We start from the raw sequence: 19526 nt of genomic DNA on the forward strand, positions 1-19526 counted from the left end.
TATTCTAATAGATATCTTAATAGATACTGAATTTAATGAAAGGAATAATCTTTAGAAAAAATTAATTTCACTACTCGGTACTACCTTTTCGCTTTTTATTTGCAAAAAATCTAAATAAAACTTTTCCAATAGCAGCAATTAAATTTCCTTCTAATTCATTAAAAATATCCATATTGTATTTAAAAGATCTATTAGCTTCTTCAATAATTGAATCTGCTATCTTTTGATCAATCGGAAGATTATCCAAGGTATTTCGATACTTGATTTTAAATTCTTTTTCATCTCTAATGTCCTCAAAAATATAAAAGCTAAGTCCCTCATCCCCAGGAAGATTCATGGCTTTTTTAGTGATGGTTTTCAAAAGCTGTCCCCCAGACAAGTCACCTATATATCTGCTGTAATGATGCCCAATTAAAAGTTCTGGATTATCTTTAGCAATTTGTCTAATTCTTGCTTCATATTCAATAGCTGGCTTAGAGGGTTTTACCAATTCCGACCACTTACTACCAAAGTAAAACGAAAGATCTTGTTCTAATTTTTCCTTGCGAAAAAGCTCTTTAAATCCAATTGGAGAAATTATCGGATGAGAATTTTCACAAAGTTTTTCTATCTCCTCCTCCATCGCAGCGTAAACAAAATATAAATCAGCTAATAAATTTCTGTATGAGGACTTATCAACTACTCCCTTGAGAAAACAACTTATAAAACCTGTATTCTCAGCCATCGTATGAGACTTTTTAGTCCCTTCACGAAGTTGCCTAGCCAAGGCTACTGCCATGAGTTCAAAATCATTTAATCAAAACTTACCACTTAGTCATAAGCTCAACATGAGATCTATTAATCCGTGAATAAAAATTATGGCAAATTTTGAAAAGCTCATTGCCCCATCAGAAGGCCAAAAAATTAATTTTGTTGATGGGAACCCAGTAGTCCCAGATCATCCAATTATTCCATTTATCCGAGGTGATGGAACAGGAATAGATATTTGGCCTGCTACACAATTAGTAATCGATCAAGCCATTAAAAAAGCATATGGAAAAAACAGATCCATAGAGTGGTTCAAAATCTATGCGGGTGATGAAGCTTGCGACTTATATGGAACCTATCAATACTTACCAAATGACACTCTTGAGGCGATAAGAACTTACGGCATAGCAATCAAAGGACCTTTAACAACGCCAATAGGCGGAGGGATACGATCTTTAAACGTATCTTTAAGACAGATTTTTGATTTATATTCATGCGTTAGACCTTGCAAATATTACGAAGGAACTCCAAGCCCTCATAAAAAGCCGCAAGATTTAGATGTAATTGTATATCGAGAAAATACTGAGGATATCTATATGGGAATTGAATGGGAATCTAATGATCCCGAATGCATCAAATTAATTGATCAACTCAATAATGAAATAATTCCAGCCAGCAAAAAACTAAAAAACAGGCAAATTCCTAACGGAGCAGGAATCGGAATTAAGCCCGTTAGCAAAAGTGGCAGTCAACGACACATCAGGCGAGCGATTAAACATGCACTCAATCTTGAGGGGAACAAAAGACACGTGACTTTAGTTCATAAAGGAAATATCATGAAATTTACTGAAGGAGCTTTCAGAGATTGGGGATACGAATTAGCAACTACAGAATTCAGGAATGTATGCGTAACCGAGAGAGAAAGTTGGATTTTAGATAATCTAGAAAAAAATCCTGGCATCACCAATGAGGAGAATGCTGAGTTAATTGATCCAGGTTATTCATCTTTAACAGAAGAGAAAAAGAAAGCTATTTGTGATGAAGTTTATTCAGTTCTAACAAGCATTGGTGCTAGTCATGGCAATGGAAAATGGAAGGACATGGTAATGGTTGATGACCGAATCGCAGATAGTATTTTTCAACAAATTCAAACTCGCCCTCAAGAGTATTCCATCCTTGCAACTCTCAATTTAAATGGTGATTACATTTCAGATGCGGCTGCAGCAATTGTTGGTGGACTGGGGATGGCACCAGGAGCAAACATTGGAGATACGGCGGCTATTTTCGAAGCCACCCATGGAACAGCTCCAAAACATGCAGGTTTAGACAGAATCAATCCAGGTTCAGTAATACTTAGTGGAGTAATGATGCTGGAATATTTAGGTTGGCATGAGGCAGCAAAATTAATTACAAATGGTTTGAGCAAATCTATTTCAGATAAACAAGTTACTTATGATCTGGCACGATTAATGGAACCCCGCGTAGCTCCTCTTAGTTGTAGTGATTTTGCTAAATCAATTATTGAAAGATTTTAATTAAATATTTTTAAAATTCCCAAAATTATGGTTTTGACTCCATCAATCTAAACGACTCGAGAAGTGTTTGCGCATTGCCGAGATTACCTGGAAAAGTAACTACTGGTAAATCATATTGATTAGAGTTACTTTTTACTATTGACAATCCTGGTAATATTTGACCTTTTAAATCCACCTGATTAAAATTCAAACCCTTTTGAAGCAAAAGTTGTGTTGTAATACCTCCTTTACTAATAATATAACCAAACTTATTATTTATTTTTCCAACTAGAATCGCCATAAACTCTGCAAGTTCCAATCCAAAATTCATTCTTCTAGAGTAAGAAGAAAACTTAATTTCTTCTCTGGTAGTATATAAAACAGGTACTTTTTTTATATCCAATATATCATCTATTTTCGATAACAATATTTTCTCCAGCTTTAAGATTTCTTCTTGAGAATCTTCTAAAGCAAAAATATCAGCTAATTTACTTACTGGTATTTCTAAACCTTCACAAAGCTTATCTTTCATTAAAACCTCTAATTGATCTGTCGCTAATTGCACATGAGAGCCAACCATTATCAAACCTGGTTTATATTCAAGCTGATTATTTTTCGATTTTAAAGACACTAAATCTGCAGTATCTTGAGGGTTAGGTGGTAATTCAGATAAAGAGTTGATAAAGCTTGCAGCTGTTCTAAAAAGAAATTTTTTTTCTCGAGAAACAACTTTAACCGCCCTAGATAGGATTTCTAAATGATGAGGTAATTTAGCATCAACAACTACTGAAATGTTATTTTCTAATTTAGACAAAAAGCTCAAAAGAGATTTAAAGCCATCCTCATTGTTAAAGGCCATGTCTAATTCTTTAATTTGAATATGCAAGATATTTTCCGCCTGTATCTTTCCAAAACTTTTTTCTTCAATCCATTTAGCTAAATCACTAGTAGAAAACCCAAAAATATTATCACGGCCAAAATCCGTCTTATGAACTGGTATTCCATTTAAATAATGAATTCGGTTCTCAGTTGTTCTTCCACCTTCCAAAAAAGCTGGGATGTGAAATGTTGCATGAAATGGTCCTAATTCTTCCGCAAGAATTTCAGGCTCTAAAACACCATGACCACGTAATGTTGAATCTCCTCTACTAATATAAAAATAATCATCTTTGGAAAACCCTTGTCTTAAAAAAAACTTTTTAATAGATGAGCATATTTCTCTAGTTTTCTGGACAGCCAAAACAGAAGATAAAGATCTTGTATTAGCGAGTATAAATATCAAAGGCGAAGATTTTAGAAATGCTTCCTCTAGAGTTTGTTCATCCCAATTTAATAATAATGGGCATCCATAAACAGTTTGAGATCCAGTTGGATCATCATCAAAAATAATTATTTTCATTATGCATTAATCTATTATTTAATCAACGATTTATTCTAATCTCTCCCAACTTTCAGGAACTTGAATATAAGACTTATTTAAATCGGCAACAGACCCACACCCTAATAGTTTCATTGTTCTCACTATATCCGTTTGAAGAATTTCTATAGCTCTGGCAACACCTTTACCTCCTGCAGCGGCAAGTCCATACGCATAGGCTCTACCTATTAAAACTCCTTTCGCGCCAAGACATAATGCTTTCACTACATCACTACCTCTGCGAATACCTCCATCTAGCAACACATCTATCTTTCCATCAACTGCAGCTAAAACTTCTGGTAAAACACGGATCGTGGGAGCAACGCTATCAAGTTGCCTAGCTCCATGATTAGAAATAACGATCGCATCAGCACCTAGCTCTACAGCTTTTTTTGCGTCATCACCAATATGTATTCCTTTAACAATAATTTTTCCACCCCACGCTTCGCGTATCCATTGAAGATCCTCCCAAGTAACAACTGATTGCTCTAAAGCAGGTCCAATTGCCGTATATCTCATAGGGCCATCATCAAGTTGAACATTTGGAAAACTCATTAAGCCGCCATCACTTAACCATTGAGTCATCCAGCATGGTTTAACTAAAATTTGAGGAATATATGGAAGCATTTCAAAAGGATTCATTGATAAAAGCTGTTGTGTTCCTGATCGCATATCTCTTTCCCTTAAACCAGATACGGGCGTATCAATAGTTACAACTATTGCTGAGAATCCTGCCTCTTTAGCTCTAGCAATTGTTTTTAACGCGACTTCTTTACCACCTAGCAAATAAAGCTGATACCAAGCTGGACCGTTTGTAGCCGCTTTAACATCCTCCAACAAGCAACCTGAGAGGGTCGACAATGTATAACCTGTTCCGGCTTTTCCTGCTTCTCTAGCCGCAATCACTTCTCCTTGGGGATAAAACATCCTGCTACTCCCTACTGGTCCCAACAAGAAAGGAAGTTGAAATTTCTGATCTAAAACAGATATTCCAAGATCACACGATGGAACAGAAACTGCACATCTAGGTCTAAATAGAATTTCATTATATGCGTTGCAATTTTGTGAAAGTGTTTGTTCTCTATCTGCACCACTATCTATATAGTTAAAAACCATCGCCGGTAGACGATTCTTTGCTCTAGACCTGAGGTCCTCAATATTAAGTACGCCTGGAGAGGAAACATCTGCTCCTAACATTATTCATCACAATTCATGAATGATGAATCTATAATATATTGATCATAGATGCAAAAACGAAAAAATATTGAAATATTTGTCATACAAAAATTATAAATTACAATTTAATTAGTTACAAATTATACGCATCAATAGTTAGACAACTAAAAAGAATTATGCTTAAAAGTAGTAAATAATTCTGTATATTCTTCTGGTTGAATTTCAAGTTTTCGATCTCCCGTTACTAATGAATTCCTTGGACTAGTCCAAGGTTCAAGACAAACCATTTTCCTTGGTGGATCAGTCCATATTACAGTTGTATCCATTGGGTCTTGGTGAATTAATTCAATTACGTTTCTAGATTGAAAATCGTATAGTTTAACCAAACGAGAAGGATAAGAAACGAAATCAACTCCTTTATCTAAAATTCTTATTTGGTCAGAGGAATTCGTAACTTTCATATTTGTTTGATCAATACATTTTTTAGGCAAACCATCAATCTTTATTTTTTGTAAATTTGAAACTTGAAAGTATGGATGCAGGCCAAAACTAAAGGGCATACAGTCTCGACTCTGATTGCAAATCTTAACAGATATGTGAAGAGTTTTTTCTTTCAAGGAAACGTCCATCAATAAGGTAAAAAAGAAAGGAAAACAAGACAGCGAATCCTTTGTATCAACTAGCTTTAATCTGATTCCTGATTTATCTTCTAATAAATCAATTGACCAAGGTAAATCTCTTGCGAATCCGTGCTGTTTCAAACAATGCTTATTACCACCAATTAAATAACTCTCAGATAAATCACCACAGATGGGGAAAAGGATAGGTATTCCACCTCTGACACTTTTGTCTTCATCGAGAAAACGATCTAAATCAAAATACAAAAGGTCTTTGCCTTCGCTTCGCCATTCAGTAATCAAGCCTCCTCTTTCAGGAACAATTCTTATGGATGAATCATATTCAGTATTTGAGTATTCCCAATGAGGATAAGGATTTGTCCTCTTCGAAAAACTAATGGGCATGGGTTAAAGCTGATCAATCCATTCTAAGAGAGCAGAATTAACCTGATCGGGAACTTCATCATGAGGACAATGACCAGCATCTAAAACAACTTCTTTTGTATTTACTGGGGTGTGTTTTTTATAAGTCGCTCGTTTACCAGGTGCATTCATCCAAGGGTCTCGATTGCCCCAGAGCAGTAATAATGGTGCTTTCAACTGAGCAAACAATTCATCCAGTGGTCTTCCCTGAGGTCCTGCAGGATCAAAAACACTTTTGAATACATTGAAAGCCCCAGCATCCAAAGATGGTTTTCGGATAGCTTCTACCAATTCATCATCAACGTTTGATGTGTCTATATAAACTTGCTTCAAGGTACGTTTAATCGTCGAGGGCTGTCTAAGATTCTCAAAAATTATCCTTTGCAATAAGATATTTTTGAGAAAGATCCCAGCAACAGTTTTTCTAGCAGTAGCCCAAAATCCTTTATTCGGCTTTTTGTCTTCACTAAAATAACCAGCTGCATTCAATAACACAACACCTGCTGCATCGGCACCCAATGCAGCGCCGCTAGCAAGCGCTGCATATCCCCCAAGGGAGTTGCCCACAAGTATTGTGGGTCTCCGAATGTTTTCTTTTACGTAAGAGACTATTTGATCTCTCCAAAGCGGACCTCCATAAGAAAGACCTCCGGGTTTAGAACTTTTACCAAAGCCCAGAAGATCCAAGGCATGAACTTCATACTGCTTCCCGAGTACTGGTAAGTTATGCCTCCAATGTTTTGTTGATGCACCAAAACCATGGATTAAAAGAATCGCCGGCCCTTTTTCCTTGTCAGTCTTGGTTGTGTGCGAAGCAGGTACAATGCTCAAACTGTGAACAGAATGTCCTAAGAATTTCCATTCAGAAAGATTTTTTTCTACTACTGAGGAAACCATCTAAGAATAAACTGATTCAGTCCGATATTAGTAAATCATTGGCAAGAATAGATTGGTTATTTTATTTCTTTTTTTCGAAATTTCCTCACCTAAAAATTAGCAATTTAAAAAATTTTTAGACTAACCCCACAGGATCCGCAGCAACCTCATCAGGAATGGAATTACCTCCTGAAGGTGGCTTATCTTTCAGGACAACTCTAAGTAGAACAGGAGCCAAAAATGTTGTTCCAATGACCATCAACAAAATCGCAGCCTCCAGAGAGGGGGTAAGCAAACCAGCACTTGTTCCCAAGCCAAGAAAAATCAATCCAACTTCTCCTCTAGGCATCATTCCCAAACCAACAACTAATCGATTTGTTGGTTTATCAATAATGAATGACCATCCAGCTGCAATCTTTCCAACAATTGCTACAAGAAAAAGGAAACCTGCCACAACTAAAGCAGATCGACTCTCGGGATCTAAAGGGTTGATTACTGAAAGATCCATTCCAGCACCAACTAATACGAAAAAAATTGTTGCGAATAGTGAAACCAAGGGCAAAACAGATTGTTGTATCGCGTGATTATTCTTTGAACTACTGAGAATCAACCCTGCTGCGAAAGCCCCCAATGCTGCTTCTAGACCAATTGCAGTAGCAATGAAACAACTTAAAACCAATATCACAAAAGATGCGACTACAACCGCACCTGGCGCTTTTAGCCTTTCTAGTAACCAATCAAAAGCTGGAGCGGCTGTTCTACTCAAGGCAATTGCAGCAATAACAAAAACAGTTGCAGCTAACACCAATTTGACAATAGGTGCTATTTGAAGCGAACCCCCTGTTGCAAGAGCAACTACAACGGCAAGAATCACAATTCCAAGAATGTCATCCAGCACGGCTGCACCAATAACAATCTGACCCTCACGCGTTTTTAGATATCCAAGCTCACCAAAAACACTTGCTGTTATCCCTATGCTCGTAGCTGTCATGGATGCACCAGCAAATATCGCAGGAATAATATCTACTTGGAAAATAAACATTAATCCAAAAGTTCCAAAAGCGAATGGCAAAATAACTCCTGCCATTGCAACTGTGAAGGCTTGTGCTCCCACTGCCACTAATTCTTCTAATTCACTCTCCAAACCAGTAAGAAATAGCAATGCATAAAGCCCTAATGTTGCGACTGCCTGTAATGAAGGAAAAGTTTCAAAATAGATATCCGGAACTGCTTCTTTTGGTATTGATGCAAGAGAACTTATCAGAGATACAAAGCCTTGATTTAATTCAGCATGTGCACTGGGCGGCAATAAAAGATGTAATCCTGAGGCACCAATTAAAACCCCTGCAAGAAGTTCTCCAACAATCGTAGGCAAACTTAGTCGCACCAAGATTTCTGCCAAAGTCCTAGCAGCCACAAAAATCATTAAGAAGTTAATGACCCCAATTAGAGTTTCCGCGACCTCTACATCATGTGTATTTAGTACAGAGACTAAAGGAGTTAATACCATCAGGTGTCCAGCAAAAGCCTTTTCTTATATGACATAAATTACCTAATCATGGGGCCTATTTGGTTTAAGTATCAAAGGTGACTTAACCAATAAGGTGTGGATCTGAAGTTACTAACAGCTTACTTGGTCGATATTGGCTAGCGTCCAAAAACATTTGATGCCTTTATGAGCAGCTCCCAGTCTATAGATCTGCGTCTGCCGACCCCAGGATGCTATGCAGATCCTGTTAGGGCTGGCATGGATGCTGATGCAGTCTTCGATGGAATGACTGAACATCTTTTTTTCACTCTCGGCAAACTCGCTACATCAGCAAGTCTTCGAGATCTCTACATGGCTTTAAGTTTTGCTGTGAGAGACAGATTGATGAGCAGATATCTCACAAGTCAGGAAACAATACGGGCAAGACCTCAAAAAACAGTCGCATATCTTTCCGCTGAATTCCTAATAGGACCTCAACTTAATAATAATTTATTAAATCTAGGGATAAAAAAAGAAGCAGAAGAAGCTCTTAAAAGGTTTGGAATTGAATCTCTAAATGACATTTTGGAAGTCGAGGAAGAGCCTGGGCTCGGAAATGGAGGTTTGGGTAGACTTGCAGCTTGCTACATGGAGTCACTCGCAAGTCTTCAGGTCCCTGCAGTTGGTTACGGAATAAGGTACGAATTTGGCATTTTCAACCAATTAATCAGAGATGGTTGGCAAGTGGAAGTTACTGATAAATGGCTGAAAGGAGGGTGGCCTTGGGAATTGCCACAACCAGACGAAGCTTGTTTAGTCGGTTTTGGTGGACAGACAGAGAGTTACACAGACGATAATGGAAATTATCGATCCAGATGGATTCCAAGCGAACATGCGATAGGTGTTCCACATGATGTCCCTGTACTTGGTTATCGAGTTAATAGTTGTGATCGCTTAAGGTTATGGAGAGCTGATGCAACCGAAAGTTTTGATTTTTATGCTTTCAACATTGGAGATTATTACGGTGCTGTTGAAGAGAAAGTAGCCTCAGAAACCCTTTCAAAGGTGTTATATCCGAATGATGGAACTGATGAAGGAAGAAGATTGCGCTTGAAGCAACAGCACTTTTTTGTAAGTTGTTCTCTGCAAGATATGCTGCGAAGTTTAGAAAAGCGATCAATACCTGTCGATGAATTTCCAGATCATTGGACTGTTCAACTTAATGACACCCATCCAGCAATTGCTGTCGCTGAGTTAATGAGACTTTTAATCGATCAACATCGATTGGATTGGGATAAAGCCTGGGAAATCACTAATAGATCTGTTGCTTACACAAACCATACTTTGCTACCTGAAGCTCTTGAGAAATGGGACCTCAGCCTTTTTAGAAATTTATTACCCAGGCATCTGGAACTTATATACGAGATAAACAGGAGATTCCTGCAACAAGTAAGACTTAAGTATCCAGGAAACGATTCGATTTTACGTAAACTTTCAATTATTGATGAAGAAGGTGGAAAAGCCATACGAATGGCTCATTTAGCGACAATTGGAGCACATCATGTAAATGGAGTAGCTGCATTACATTCAGATTTAATCAAGAGGCAATTACTACCTGAATTTGCAGAGCTATGGCCTGAAAAATTCACTAACGTCACAAATGGCGTAACCCCTCGTAGATGGGTTGCTCTAGCAAATCCTGAACTTTCTAAACTTCTTGACAAAGAAATTGGTCCCAATTGGATTACCAATATGGATCTATTACGTGAATTAGAAAAAAAAGAAAATGACTCTAATTTTTTAGATCTGTTTGCTTCAGCCAAATTATCTGGCAAAAGAAAACTTGCTGGTTACATACATCGACAAACAGGTGTTCTTGTTGATCCATCGAGTTTATTTGATGTTCAAGTTAAAAGAATTCACCAATATAAAAGACAGCATTTAAATGCTTTGCAAGTCATTGCTCAATATCTGAGGATTAAAAATGGATTAACAAAAAATATTGCACCCCGTACGATCATTTTTGGGGGTAAAGCTGCGCCAGGTTATTTCATGGCGAAATTAATGATTCGATTCATAAATGGCATAGCTGATGTAGTCAATGCTGATCCAGATATGGAGGGATTACTAAGGGTAGTTTTTCTGCCTGATTACAATGTAAAACTAGGAGAGCAAGTATATCCAGCTACTGATCTTTCCGAACAAATTTCAACTGCTGGCAAAGAAGCTTCAGGTACTGGAAATATGAAATTCGCCATGAATGGTGCCTTAACAATTGGAACCCTTGATGGAGCAAATGTAGAAATCAGAGAAAGAGTAGGAGAAGAAAACTTCTTTTTGTTTGGAAAAACAGAGTCAGAGATCATGGAATTAAGAGATCAAGGGTATCGTCCAAATAACTTTATTTCCAAATCAAATGAACTACAAGAGACACTAAAATTAATAGAAGTTGGGCATTTTAGTAATGGTGATAGTGAGCTATTTAAACCAATAATTAATATTTTGACTGGGAATGATCCTTTCTTTGTGATGGCAGATTTTGATGATTACCTTCGTGCACAAGATGAGGTTAGTAAGGCCTGGAAAAAGAGTCAAAAATGGAATCGCATGGCGTTATTAAATACTGCAAGATCCGGTTTTTTCTCATCAGACAGATCTATTAGGGAATATTGTCAATCTATCTGGAAAGTTAAACCGTTACCAGTAGAAATAAGTTGTGAAAAATAAATCCCTACTTTTCAGGCAAGTCAGGGGTTTGATGTAATAATCTATTTAATCTTAATCTATCAATATTTAAGGGGTCTGGAGCCAGTTCACCAGCAACCTCTCTAAATATATCCTCAACTTCCTCGGAAACTTTAACATCGAAAACTCTTTCCATTAAAGCCTCAATGGAATATAGATGAGCATTAACATTCTCTAGATCAGAGATTACTTGTGTAATAGATTTTTCTTTTTTCTCAATAGACCCTATGTGACTATTTTCCTCAGATTTATTGTTTGAATTTGAATTAATTTTTTTTTGCAACTCTTCTAAAACTCTTCCACATAATGTTCTAAAAGATTGAAGAGCAGCCCAATTAATCTCTTGTTGTTTACGCAAAGTGGGAAATTCTCTAATCAAACGATCATGTTCCCGATAAAATCTTAGGCAATCTGGACATTGGCATGGTTCCTCAGGCACCTTGATCAAGGCAGCTGATAACCATAATTGCATTTTTTAGGCCCTCATAGGGGGCTCATCATTAAAGAAGTCTCCTTCGACATCATTATTATAAGCATCTGAGCTTTCAGGCAAAGGTATTTCAACGCTAGTAACCACTTGAATAACATCACGTAATCTCATTGAATCTGCGAACCATCCCATGGCTTGTTCTGTATCACCTCTCTCTTCTGCATCATTAGCTTGATCTTCGTGTGCTTCAGCCAAAAGTGTTAACCAACATAAGCATCTAGCTTGAACAATTGATAAATCTAAATCACTTGGTTGCGATTTAGATATTTGCTCACTTTCTTGTTGAACAAGTAATCGCAAGCGAAGATCGTGAAGCTGGGCCATCTTGACTGATTCACTACATCAACGCTAGCGAGAGAGTAAAGATTTTGCACACCCACCACATATAGGACTACATATTTTTAGTTTTAATTCCTTTTTCGCACGGGGCTGGCGGGACTCGAACCCACGACCTACGGTTTAGGAAACCGTCGCTCTATCCAACTGAGCTACAGCCCCCTGAAATTAATTATGCCTTGAGGCATGATGGAGTGGAAAGCAGGGGAGGTGATCGCAATCAATGCTTCAGCAAAAAGCTGAAGCATTGATTGAGGAAAGTCCGGGCTCCTATTTGGCCAGGCTTGCTGGGTAATTCCCAGTGCGGGTGACCGTGAGGATAGTGCCACAGAAACACACCGCCTAATGCTTAATGGGGAAATCCCAACAAGCGCGGCAAGGGTGCAAAGGTGCGGTAAGAGCGCACCAGCAGCATCGAGAGGTGCTGGCTAGGTAAACCCCGGCTAGGAGCAAGGCGGGGGACTCTGGATGGCCATAGACCTTGTCCCCAAGGAGAGCCGCTCGAGGCTATCGGCAACGTTAGTCCCAGATAGATGATTACCCATTCACTTTCTAAAGAAAGAAGAATGAACAGAACCCGGCTTATGACCTGCTTTCACTTAATTAATCTGATACAAAGAAATTACAGGCAAAATCCTATTTTTTCATAAATTAAATTATTTGCTTTAAATAATTATGCAAATTTCAATTCAAAGAATAGAAGAGATAATTAATTTTTTAAAAGGTCTAAATCTAGATCCAAAATATCAAAAAGAATTTACCAAAGAAAAAATAAAGAATATTTTATATATTAATGAGTCACTAACACATAGTTCAGCGAATAATGAAATTAATTATGAGAATCTTGAATTTCTTGGAGATGCAGTATTAAGACTCATTGCATCAGATTTCATAAAAAATAAATATCCATATATGCAAGTTGGAGAAAGGTCTGAACTTCGTTCTCATCTTGTAAGTGATCAGTGGCTAGCGGAAGTTGGTAATCAAATAAATATAAAAAGTGTTTTATTAATTGGCAAGAAAGCAATCAGAGATAAATCAGCAAATGCAACTATTCAAGCAGAGGCAACTGAGGCATTAATAGGAGCTTTGTATGAAAGTCTGGCTCTTCTAGATCCTATAAAAAATTGGCTTCTTCCATTCTGGGATGAAACTAGTAAAGAAGTTCTAGCTGATCCTCATAAGAAAAATTACAAATCAGCTCTTCAAGAATTGACCCAAAGTCAAGGATTATCTATTCCCGTTTATAAAACAATTGAAGTAGATAAAAAGCATGACAATCCAAAACGATTTTTTTGTACTGTTTATATCAAAAATCTATCAATAGCAGAAGGTATGGGAAAGTCAATCAAACAAGCAGAGAAAGATGCCGCAAAGAAAGCTCTAAAGCAACTTGATGATAATTTTATTAAGCAAATCAGTAAGTAACGATGTAATTAATTTGAAAAGTATTCATTAACTTTTAACAAGATCTTTTAAAGGTAGTGTCAATAATTTATCCCAATTACCACCCTCAAAAAGCACTGCCGCTTTATTACCACTTATTCTTTGAACAAAGCCTTCGTAACCATTATAAATTGACTCTTGGTTATTAACAATTACTGTTGTACCAGGGAGAATAAGGTCTTTTGAATCAGTCATAATTAAACATATTAAAATAAACTTCTAAAAAGTCTACTTATAAGAATGATCGAAAAAGACAAATGGATGTCAATTGGTGAAATTGTTGCTCCGCAGGGTTTAAAAGGCGATATTCGAATCAAGCCTAGCAGTGAATTTCCTGAGAGGTTTACAAAACCGGGAAAACGTTGGATTCAAAAAAACAACGAATTGCCCACGGAAATTAATTTAACAAAAGGAAAGCTTATTCCAGGTAAATCAATCTATGTACTCTCTATCGAAGAAGTATCTAATAGGAGTTCAGCAGAAAAAATTGTTGGATGGAAATTAGTCATACCAATAGATAGCAGACCAAAATTGAGTCAAGGTGAGTACCATTATTTTGATTTGATTGGTTTAGAAGCAAGAAAAGGTCCAAAAAAGACTTTAATTGGTTATGTAACTGACTTAATCAAGGGAGGGAACGACCTCCTAGAGATAGAGTTGTTAGAAGGTAAAAAAGTTTTGGTACCTTTTGTTAAAGAAATTATCCCAGAAATAGAAATCAAAAAAAAATGGCTGCTCATCAATCCACCCCCAGGCTTATTGGAACTCTAAAAATCATTCAGATTTTTAATCAGTACTTCAAGAATGGTTTACAAAGTTCTTCATGGAAATAAATCCTAACTCAATAATTCCTGTAATTCTTAGTGGTGGATCAGGAACAAGATTGTGGCCACTTTCAAGAGAAAGTTATCCAAAGCAGTTTCTAGCACTAGATTCACGAAAAAAACAAACTCTTTTACAAAGCACTTATGAAAGGCTTCTAGGTTTAGAGGAGCTTGAAAAACCGATATTGATATGTAACGAAGATCATAGATTTATAGTTGCAGAGCAATTTAGAGAACTAAATACAACTCCCCAAGCAATCATTCTAGAACCAGAAGGTCGGAATACTGCTCCAGCGATAGCGGTGGCTGCGCTTCAAGCAATTTCTTTAGGTAAAGATCCTTTGCTTTTAATTTTGGCAGCGGATCATTTAATAGAAAATATCGATGAATTCAAAAGAGTAATTCAATCAGCAAAAACATATGCAAATAAAGGCAGACTAGTGACTTTTGGTATCATTCCAACATGCGCAGAAACAGGTTACGGTTATATTGAAGCCAAAGAATCACCTAATCAAGAAGATCAAACAACAGGACTAGAAATAAAAAAATTCATAGAAAAACCTAATAAAGATCTAGCCGAGAAACTAATCAAAGATTCTCGTTACACTTGGAATAGTGGTATGTTTCTTTTTAAAGCGAGTTCGATAATAAAAGAATTAGAAAAATTTTCGCCAGAAATAATTAATTATTGCAAGATTGCTATTGAGAAAAATGTATTAGATCTTGATTTTCTAAGATTAGAACCAAAGTCATTTAAGAAATGTCCAAAAGTATCTATAGATATTGCAGTAATGGAAAAAACGAAATTAGGAACGGTTCTTCCATTAAATGTTGGATGGAGTGACATAGGAAGTTGGAAATCCTTATGGGATATCAGTCAAAAAAACAATGATGGAAACTATATAAATGGGAGAATAATAGCTGAAAAAAGTAAAAACTGTTTTTTACAAAGCGAACAGCGTCTTATAATAGGAATAGGGATAGAAAATCTAATAGTTGTGGATACAAGCGACGCTATATTAGTAGCAAGTAAAGATCAATCTCAAAACATTGGAAATATCGTAAAAAGATTAAGTTCAAAAGATTTTCCGGAAGGTAAAGTTCACAAGAAAATTTATAGACCCTGGGGTAATTACACTACAATAGTTGAGGGAAAAAGATGGCTAGTTAAACTGATAGAAGTAAAGCCAAAAGCCTCTCTTTCTTTACAAATGCATCACCATAGAGCTGAACATTGGGTAGTAGTTAATGGAACAGCATTGATAGAAAAGAATGGGGAAAAACAACTTTTAAGTGAAAATGAAAGTACATTTATTCCTTTAGGTTGCAAACATAGATTAAGCAATCCAGGAAGGATGAAACTTGAGCTAATTGAAGTGCAAAGTGGTACTTATTTAGACGAAGATGATATTGTCCGTTTTGAAGATTACTACGGCAGAATAAAAAATATTAATTAATAAAAACTATAGTTTAATTATTTAAATTGGATAGATTAATTAAATAAAATTATTAAAAAGTAAAATCACTCTACAGTTACACTTTTTGCCAAATTCCTAGGCTGATCAACATCTAAACCTTTATGAGCTGCTATGTGATAACTAAATAACTGCAGAGGTAAAACAGTCAAAAGAGGGCTAACCCATTCACTAACTTTTGGAATAGTAAACAATTCATCAAACATTTCTGCTTCCGGACTACTTGTTGAGACTCCAATTAGACGAGCATCTCTAGCTTTCGCCTCTTGCGAATTACTGAGAACTTTTTCATAGACCACACCTGGAGCTGCAATAGAAACCACTGGAACATGTTGATCTAATAGTGCTATTGGTCCATGTTTCAGCTCCCCAGCCGGATAGCCTTGAGCATGAATGTAACTTATTTCCTTAAGTTTTAGAGCACCTTCAAGTGCAATTGGATAATTTATACCTCTACCTAAGAAAATCACATCTTTTGTTTCAACAAACATGTGTGCTATTTCCTGTGAGAGAGAGTCATGCTTTTTTATAAGTTCTGTTTGCTGTTTAGGAATTAATCTCAAATCATTGGAGAGGTCCAAAATTTCTTGAGGAGTTCTTTTTTTTCTATGAGAGGCAAACAACAAAGTTAAGCCATAAAAAGACAACATTTGCCCCAGAAAGGTTTTAGTTGCTGCGACACCTATTTCGATCCCTGATCCAATATCAATGACATTTTCAAGTTCGCGACCAAATGAACTATCAACTCTATTAGTAATTCCCAAATGATGAAAAGAAAAATTAGCATCGTCAATTGAATCTCTTCTATCTTTTTCCATCCTCAATGCAGCTAAAGTATCTGCCGTTTCCCCCGATTGACTGACTCCTATTGTTAAAGTGTTTGGCGAAAGTGGAGGCGGAGCATATCGAAATTCACTTGCAAAAAATACCTTTGTTGATACTCCTGAAAACTGTTCCAACAAATAAGCACCTACCATAGCTGCATGTCTGCTTGTGCCACAGGCAAGTATCTGTATTTGTTCAATCTTTTCGAGGACAGTTTTTGAAATCGGTAAAGCCAATGAATTCTTCAAGGGCAAATCCATAGGCAAAAATCTTTCTATCCATAATTGTGTTCTTTCTGGCTGTTCATAAATTTCTTTCAGCATAAAATGACGGAAATTCCTTTTATCAGCAGATAACTCTGTTCCTTCTAGAAGCGATGGTGGTCTGTGCTGCCTATTTCCCTCATTATCATAAAGTTCAATTCCTAATGGAGTTAAAAGTGCAATTTCATGATCTTCTAACGGTAAAAATGTTCGCGTAAATTTCGCTAATGCTGGAATATCACTTGCACAAAAAAACTCACCTTCACCAAAGCCAAGAACCAATGGTGCTTGTCCGCTAGCCACTACTAAAGCATTTGGAGCCTTTGCCCAAATCACGGCTATGGCATAAGTCCCCTCTAATAAAGTCAAAACCTTTTGAACAGCTATTAATAATGTTTGTCCATTTTGAGAAAGCCCATTAGCTAAAGACTTTTCTAATTCAAGCCCGATTAAATGTGGAATTATCTCAGTATCAGTTTCGGAGGTAAATTTAATTCCCTTGAGTTTCAGGCTTTTAGATAAATCCCTGTAATTTTCAATAATTCCATTTTGCACTACTGCAATTTGAGCTAAAGAATCAAGGTGAGGATGTGAGTTCCTCTCGTTAGGTTTACCATGAGTAGCCCATCTGGTGTGGCCAATACCTACATAACCTTTGGGAGGCTTTTCTTTAATTAAATTTGCAAGATTAATCAGTTTTCCTTGGGATTTTATGATATTAAGTTTTCCAATTTGATCGTTTTTTGAATTATCAATTGTAGCTATCCCAGCAGAATCATAACCTCGATATTCAAGTTTTCTCAGCCCATCAATAAGTTTAGAAGAGACTTCCGTAGATCCAATAACAGCAAATATGCCACACATAAATTGAAAATAAATTTACAAATTATTTATATATAAAATAAACGTTGAAGAAAAAAATAACTAATTATTAGTAGGCCAATCCCATACTTCTAGTTGTTTCGTCACCTAAGTAAACCCTAATACTGAGGAAATCAGTTGGGCAAGCAGTTTCGCACCGCTTACACCCAACGCAATCTTCAGTTCTTGGAGATGAGGCTATCTGAGAAGCCTTACAGCCGTCCCAGGGGACCATTTCAAGAACATCCAGTGGACAAGCCCTTACGCATTGGGTGCAGCCAATACAAGTGTCGTAGATTTTGACTGCGTGAGACAACTGTCTTTGGAATCGTTTGTATATGTAAAATTTTATACTCTCTGTTTAATGAAACTGTGGGTTTTGATCAGTTCTGATACTTTTGGTAACAGAGCATTTATTACTATGTGTCAACTTAGGTTGTTTCTAATGCAAAAAGGTTTTTCGAAGTAGACACATTAACCCGTAGGATTAGAAGTCAGGTCTAAGAAGGTTATGTCCCAGGAAGCAATCCTTGAAAAAGTTCGTTCTATCGTCGCAGAACAACTTAGCGTTGAAGCCGGTGAAGTAAAACCGGATTCAAATTTCCAAAACGATCTCGGCGCAGACTCTCTCGACACTGTCGAATTAGTAATGGCGCTCGAAGAAGCATTTGACATAGAGATCCCTGACGAAGCTGCAGAGGGCATTGCCACTGTCGGGGATGCAGTCAAATACATCGAAGAAAAACAGTCTTGAGGTTTAAATGATGGAGAACCTCCATCGAGTTGTTATTACAGGTCTTGGTGCCATTACTCCCATTGGCAACAACATAGAAAGTTACCTTCAAGGCCTTCAATCAGGTCAAAATGGGGTAGATCAAATAACACTCTTTGACGCCTCTTCCCATGCCTGCAGATTTGCAGCAGAGGTAAAAAGTTTTGACCCAAAAGGCATACTAGAGCCAAAAGAATCCAAAAGATGGGATCGCTTCTCAAAATTTGGAGTTATTGCTGCAAAAGAAGCACTGAATCATTCAGGTTTAATAATTGACGATTCTAATTCCGCAAGAATTGGAGTAATTATTGGATCGGGAGTTGGTGGGTTGCTGACGATGGAAACTCAAGCACATGTTTTAAATAACAAAGGAGCTAGTCGAGTAAGTCCATTTACCGTGCCCATGATGATTCCAAACATGGCTACTGGTCTTGCAGCGATTGCACTTGGGGCTAAAGGGCCAAGTTCAGCGGTTTCAACTGCTTGTGCTGCAGGATCAAATGCTATTGGTGATGCATTCAGACTTCTCCAATTAGGCAAAGCAGATGCAATGGTTTGTGGCGGAGCAGAAGCAAGTATTACTCCTCTAGGTGTAGCAGGTTTCGCGAGTGCCAAAGCCCTATCATTTAGGAATGACGATCCATCCACAGCGAGCAGACCATTTGATTCTCAAAGAGATGGATTCGTAATTGGAGAAGGAGCAGGAGTACTAATTTTAGAAACTCTTGAACATGCATTAAAAAGAGACGCAACAATACATGGAGAAATAATTGGTTATGGAACCACGTGTGATGCTCATCACATCACATCACCTACGCCAGGGGGAGTAGGAGGTGCAGAGGCCATCAAACTCGCATTAAATGATGGGAAAATCAATCCTGAGCAAGTCGATTACATCAATGCTCATGGAACAAGTACTCCAGCCAATGACAGCAATGAAACTTCTGCAATTAAAACTGCATTAGGGAACCATGCATTCCAAGTCCCCACGAGCTCAACAAAATCAATGACGGGTCATTTATTGGGAGGTTCAGGTGGCATAGAGGCCGTTGCTTGTGTTTTAGCAATAAAACATGAAATAATTCCGCCAACAATTAATTATTCCAATCCCGACCCAAATTGTGATCTTGATTATGTTCCCAACAAGGCAAGAGAAAAGAAATTAGGCGTCGTACTATCTAACTCTTTCGGGTTTGGCGGTCACAATGTCTGTCTAGCTTTTCGACAAATGATCTAATCAATGTCGTCTTA

18 protein-coding genes, 1 tRNA gene and 1 other RNA gene are annotated in these 19526 nt (G+C 37.2%); 8 read left to right on the forward strand and 12 right to left on the reverse strand.

Annotated elements, in window-relative coordinates; all coding sequences use genetic code 11:
• Positions 1-70 precede the first annotated feature (70 nt).
• Positions 71-778, reverse strand: a complete 708-nt coding sequence (locus AC6EI0_RS06835) for a biliverdin-producing heme oxygenase (protein ID WP_498521848.1) — start codon at positions 776-778, stop codon at positions 71-73.
• A 79-nt stretch (positions 779-857) separates the two neighbouring features.
• Here AC6EI0_RS06835 and AC6EI0_RS06840 point away from each other — a divergent pair, with 79 nt between their 5' ends.
• On the forward strand, positions 858-2282 hold the full coding sequence (locus tag AC6EI0_RS06840) for an NADP-dependent isocitrate dehydrogenase (RefSeq protein ID WP_498521849.1): 1425 nt from the start codon (positions 858-860) through the stop codon (positions 2280-2282).
• 25 nt (positions 2283-2307) lie between these two features.
• Here the strand turns inward: AC6EI0_RS06840 and AC6EI0_RS06845 are convergent, their stop codons facing one another.
• The 5 genes from AC6EI0_RS06845 to AC6EI0_RS06865 all read right to left on the reverse strand — a co-directional run bounded on the left by AC6EI0_RS06845 (position 2308) and on the right by AC6EI0_RS06865 (position 8280).
• Positions 2308-3660, reverse strand: a complete 1353-nt coding sequence (locus tag AC6EI0_RS06845) for a four-carbon acid sugar kinase family protein (protein ID WP_498521850.1) — start codon at positions 3658-3660, stop codon at positions 2308-2310.
• A gap of 30 nt (positions 3661-3690) precedes the next feature.
• Positions 3691-4875, reverse strand: coding sequence for an alpha-hydroxy acid oxidase (locus AC6EI0_RS06850; RefSeq protein WP_498521851.1), 1185 nt, complete (start codon positions 4873-4875; stop codon positions 3691-3693).
• A 143-nt stretch (positions 4876-5018) separates the two neighbouring features.
• Positions 5019-5876 carry an aldose epimerase family protein gene (locus AC6EI0_RS06855; protein ID WP_498521852.1) on the reverse strand — a complete coding sequence of 286 codons (858 nt, stop codon included), beginning with the start codon at positions 5874-5876 and terminating at the stop codon, positions 5019-5021.
• 3 nt (positions 5877-5879) lie between these two features.
• The gene (locus AC6EI0_RS06860) at positions 5880-6791 is read right to left on the reverse strand and encodes an alpha/beta fold hydrolase (protein WP_498521853.1); all 912 of its coding nucleotides are present in this window, start codon (positions 6789-6791) and stop codon (positions 5880-5882) included.
• Positions 6792-6906: 115 nt separating this feature from the next.
• Positions 6907-8280, reverse strand: a complete 1374-nt coding sequence (locus AC6EI0_RS06865; RefSeq protein ID WP_498519963.1) for a cation:proton antiporter — start codon at positions 8278-8280, stop codon at positions 6907-6909.
• Positions 8281-8445: 165 nt separating this feature from the next.
• Between AC6EI0_RS06865 and AC6EI0_RS06870 the strand changes: the two genes are divergently transcribed.
• Positions 8446-10965, forward strand: a complete 2520-nt coding sequence (locus AC6EI0_RS06870; RefSeq protein ID WP_498521854.1) for a glycogen/starch/alpha-glucan phosphorylase — start codon at positions 8446-8448, stop codon at positions 10963-10965.
• Positions 10966-10969: 4 nt separating this feature from the next.
• Here AC6EI0_RS06870 and AC6EI0_RS06875 read toward each other — a convergent pair whose 3' ends face one another.
• The 3 genes from AC6EI0_RS06875 to AC6EI0_RS06885 form a co-directional block, all read right to left on the reverse strand.
• Entirely contained in the window at positions 10970-11422 is a 453-nt protein-coding gene (locus AC6EI0_RS06875; protein WP_498523515.1) for a DUF8661 family protein, read from the reverse strand.
• Positions 11423-11458: 36 nt separating this feature from the next.
• Positions 11459-11797, reverse strand: coding sequence for a DUF8670 family protein (locus AC6EI0_RS06880; RefSeq protein WP_498521855.1), 339 nt, complete (start codon positions 11795-11797; stop codon positions 11459-11461).
• Positions 11798-11897: 100 nt separating this feature from the next.
• Positions 11898-11971 (reverse strand) — tRNA-Arg (locus AC6EI0_RS06885).
• Positions 11972-12006: 35 nt separating this feature from the next.
• On the opposite strand from AC6EI0_RS06885, the gene rnpB reads away from it, so the two are divergent.
• Positions 12007-12410, forward strand: an RNA gene (rnpB, locus tag AC6EI0_RS06890) — RNase P RNA component class A.
• A 74-nt stretch (positions 12411-12484) separates the two neighbouring features.
• On the forward strand, positions 12485-13237 hold the full coding sequence (gene rnc / locus AC6EI0_RS06895; RefSeq protein ID WP_498521856.1) for a ribonuclease III: 753 nt from the start codon (positions 12485-12487) through the stop codon (positions 13235-13237).
• Positions 13238-13264: 27 nt separating this feature from the next.
• On the opposite strand, the gene AC6EI0_RS06900 is transcribed toward rnc, so the two are convergent.
• Positions 13265-13450, reverse strand: a complete 186-nt coding sequence (locus AC6EI0_RS06900) for an NAD(P)H dehydrogenase subunit NdhS (RefSeq protein WP_498521857.1) — start codon at positions 13448-13450, stop codon at positions 13265-13267.
• A 45-nt stretch (positions 13451-13495) separates the two neighbouring features.
• Here AC6EI0_RS06900 and rimM point away from each other — a divergent pair, with 45 nt between their 5' ends.
• Positions 13496-14026, forward strand: a complete 531-nt coding sequence (gene rimM, locus AC6EI0_RS06905) for a ribosome maturation factor RimM (RefSeq protein WP_498521858.1) — start codon at positions 13496-13498, stop codon at positions 14024-14026.
• Between the two features lie 52 nt (positions 14027-14078).
• On the forward strand, positions 14079-15536 hold the full coding sequence (locus tag AC6EI0_RS06910) for a mannose-1-phosphate guanylyltransferase/mannose-6-phosphate isomerase (RefSeq protein ID WP_498521859.1): 1458 nt from the start codon (positions 14079-14081) through the stop codon (positions 15534-15536).
• A 65-nt stretch (positions 15537-15601) separates the two neighbouring features.
• Here the strand turns inward: AC6EI0_RS06910 and glmS are convergent, their stop codons facing one another.
• Entirely contained in the window at positions 15602-17506 is a 1905-nt protein-coding gene (gene glmS / locus AC6EI0_RS06915) for a glutamine--fructose-6-phosphate transaminase (isomerizing) (RefSeq protein WP_498521860.1), read from the reverse strand.
• Between the two features lie 67 nt (positions 17507-17573).
• Complete coding sequence (gene psaC, locus AC6EI0_RS06920) at positions 17574-17819, reverse strand: photosystem I iron-sulfur center protein PsaC (protein WP_011295528.1); 246 nt, start codon at positions 17817-17819, stop codon at positions 17574-17576.
• A 195-nt stretch (positions 17820-18014) separates the two neighbouring features.
• Here psaC and acpP point away from each other — a divergent pair, with 195 nt between their 5' ends.
• Both acpP and fabF read left to right on the forward strand, forming a co-directional pair.
• Entirely contained in the window at positions 18015-18257 is a 243-nt protein-coding gene (gene acpP, locus AC6EI0_RS06925; RefSeq protein ID WP_011295529.1) for an acyl carrier protein, read from the forward strand.
• A 7-nt stretch (positions 18258-18264) separates the two neighbouring features.
• Positions 18265-19512 (forward strand): beta-ketoacyl-ACP synthase II, encoded by a 1248-nt coding sequence (gene fabF, locus AC6EI0_RS06930; protein ID WP_498521861.1) that lies wholly within the window; start codon positions 18265-18267, stop codon positions 19510-19512.
• The last annotated feature ends 14 nt before the right edge of the window (positions 19513-19526 follow it).

The organism is Prochlorococcus sp. G5PB11 (assembly GCF_059772425.1).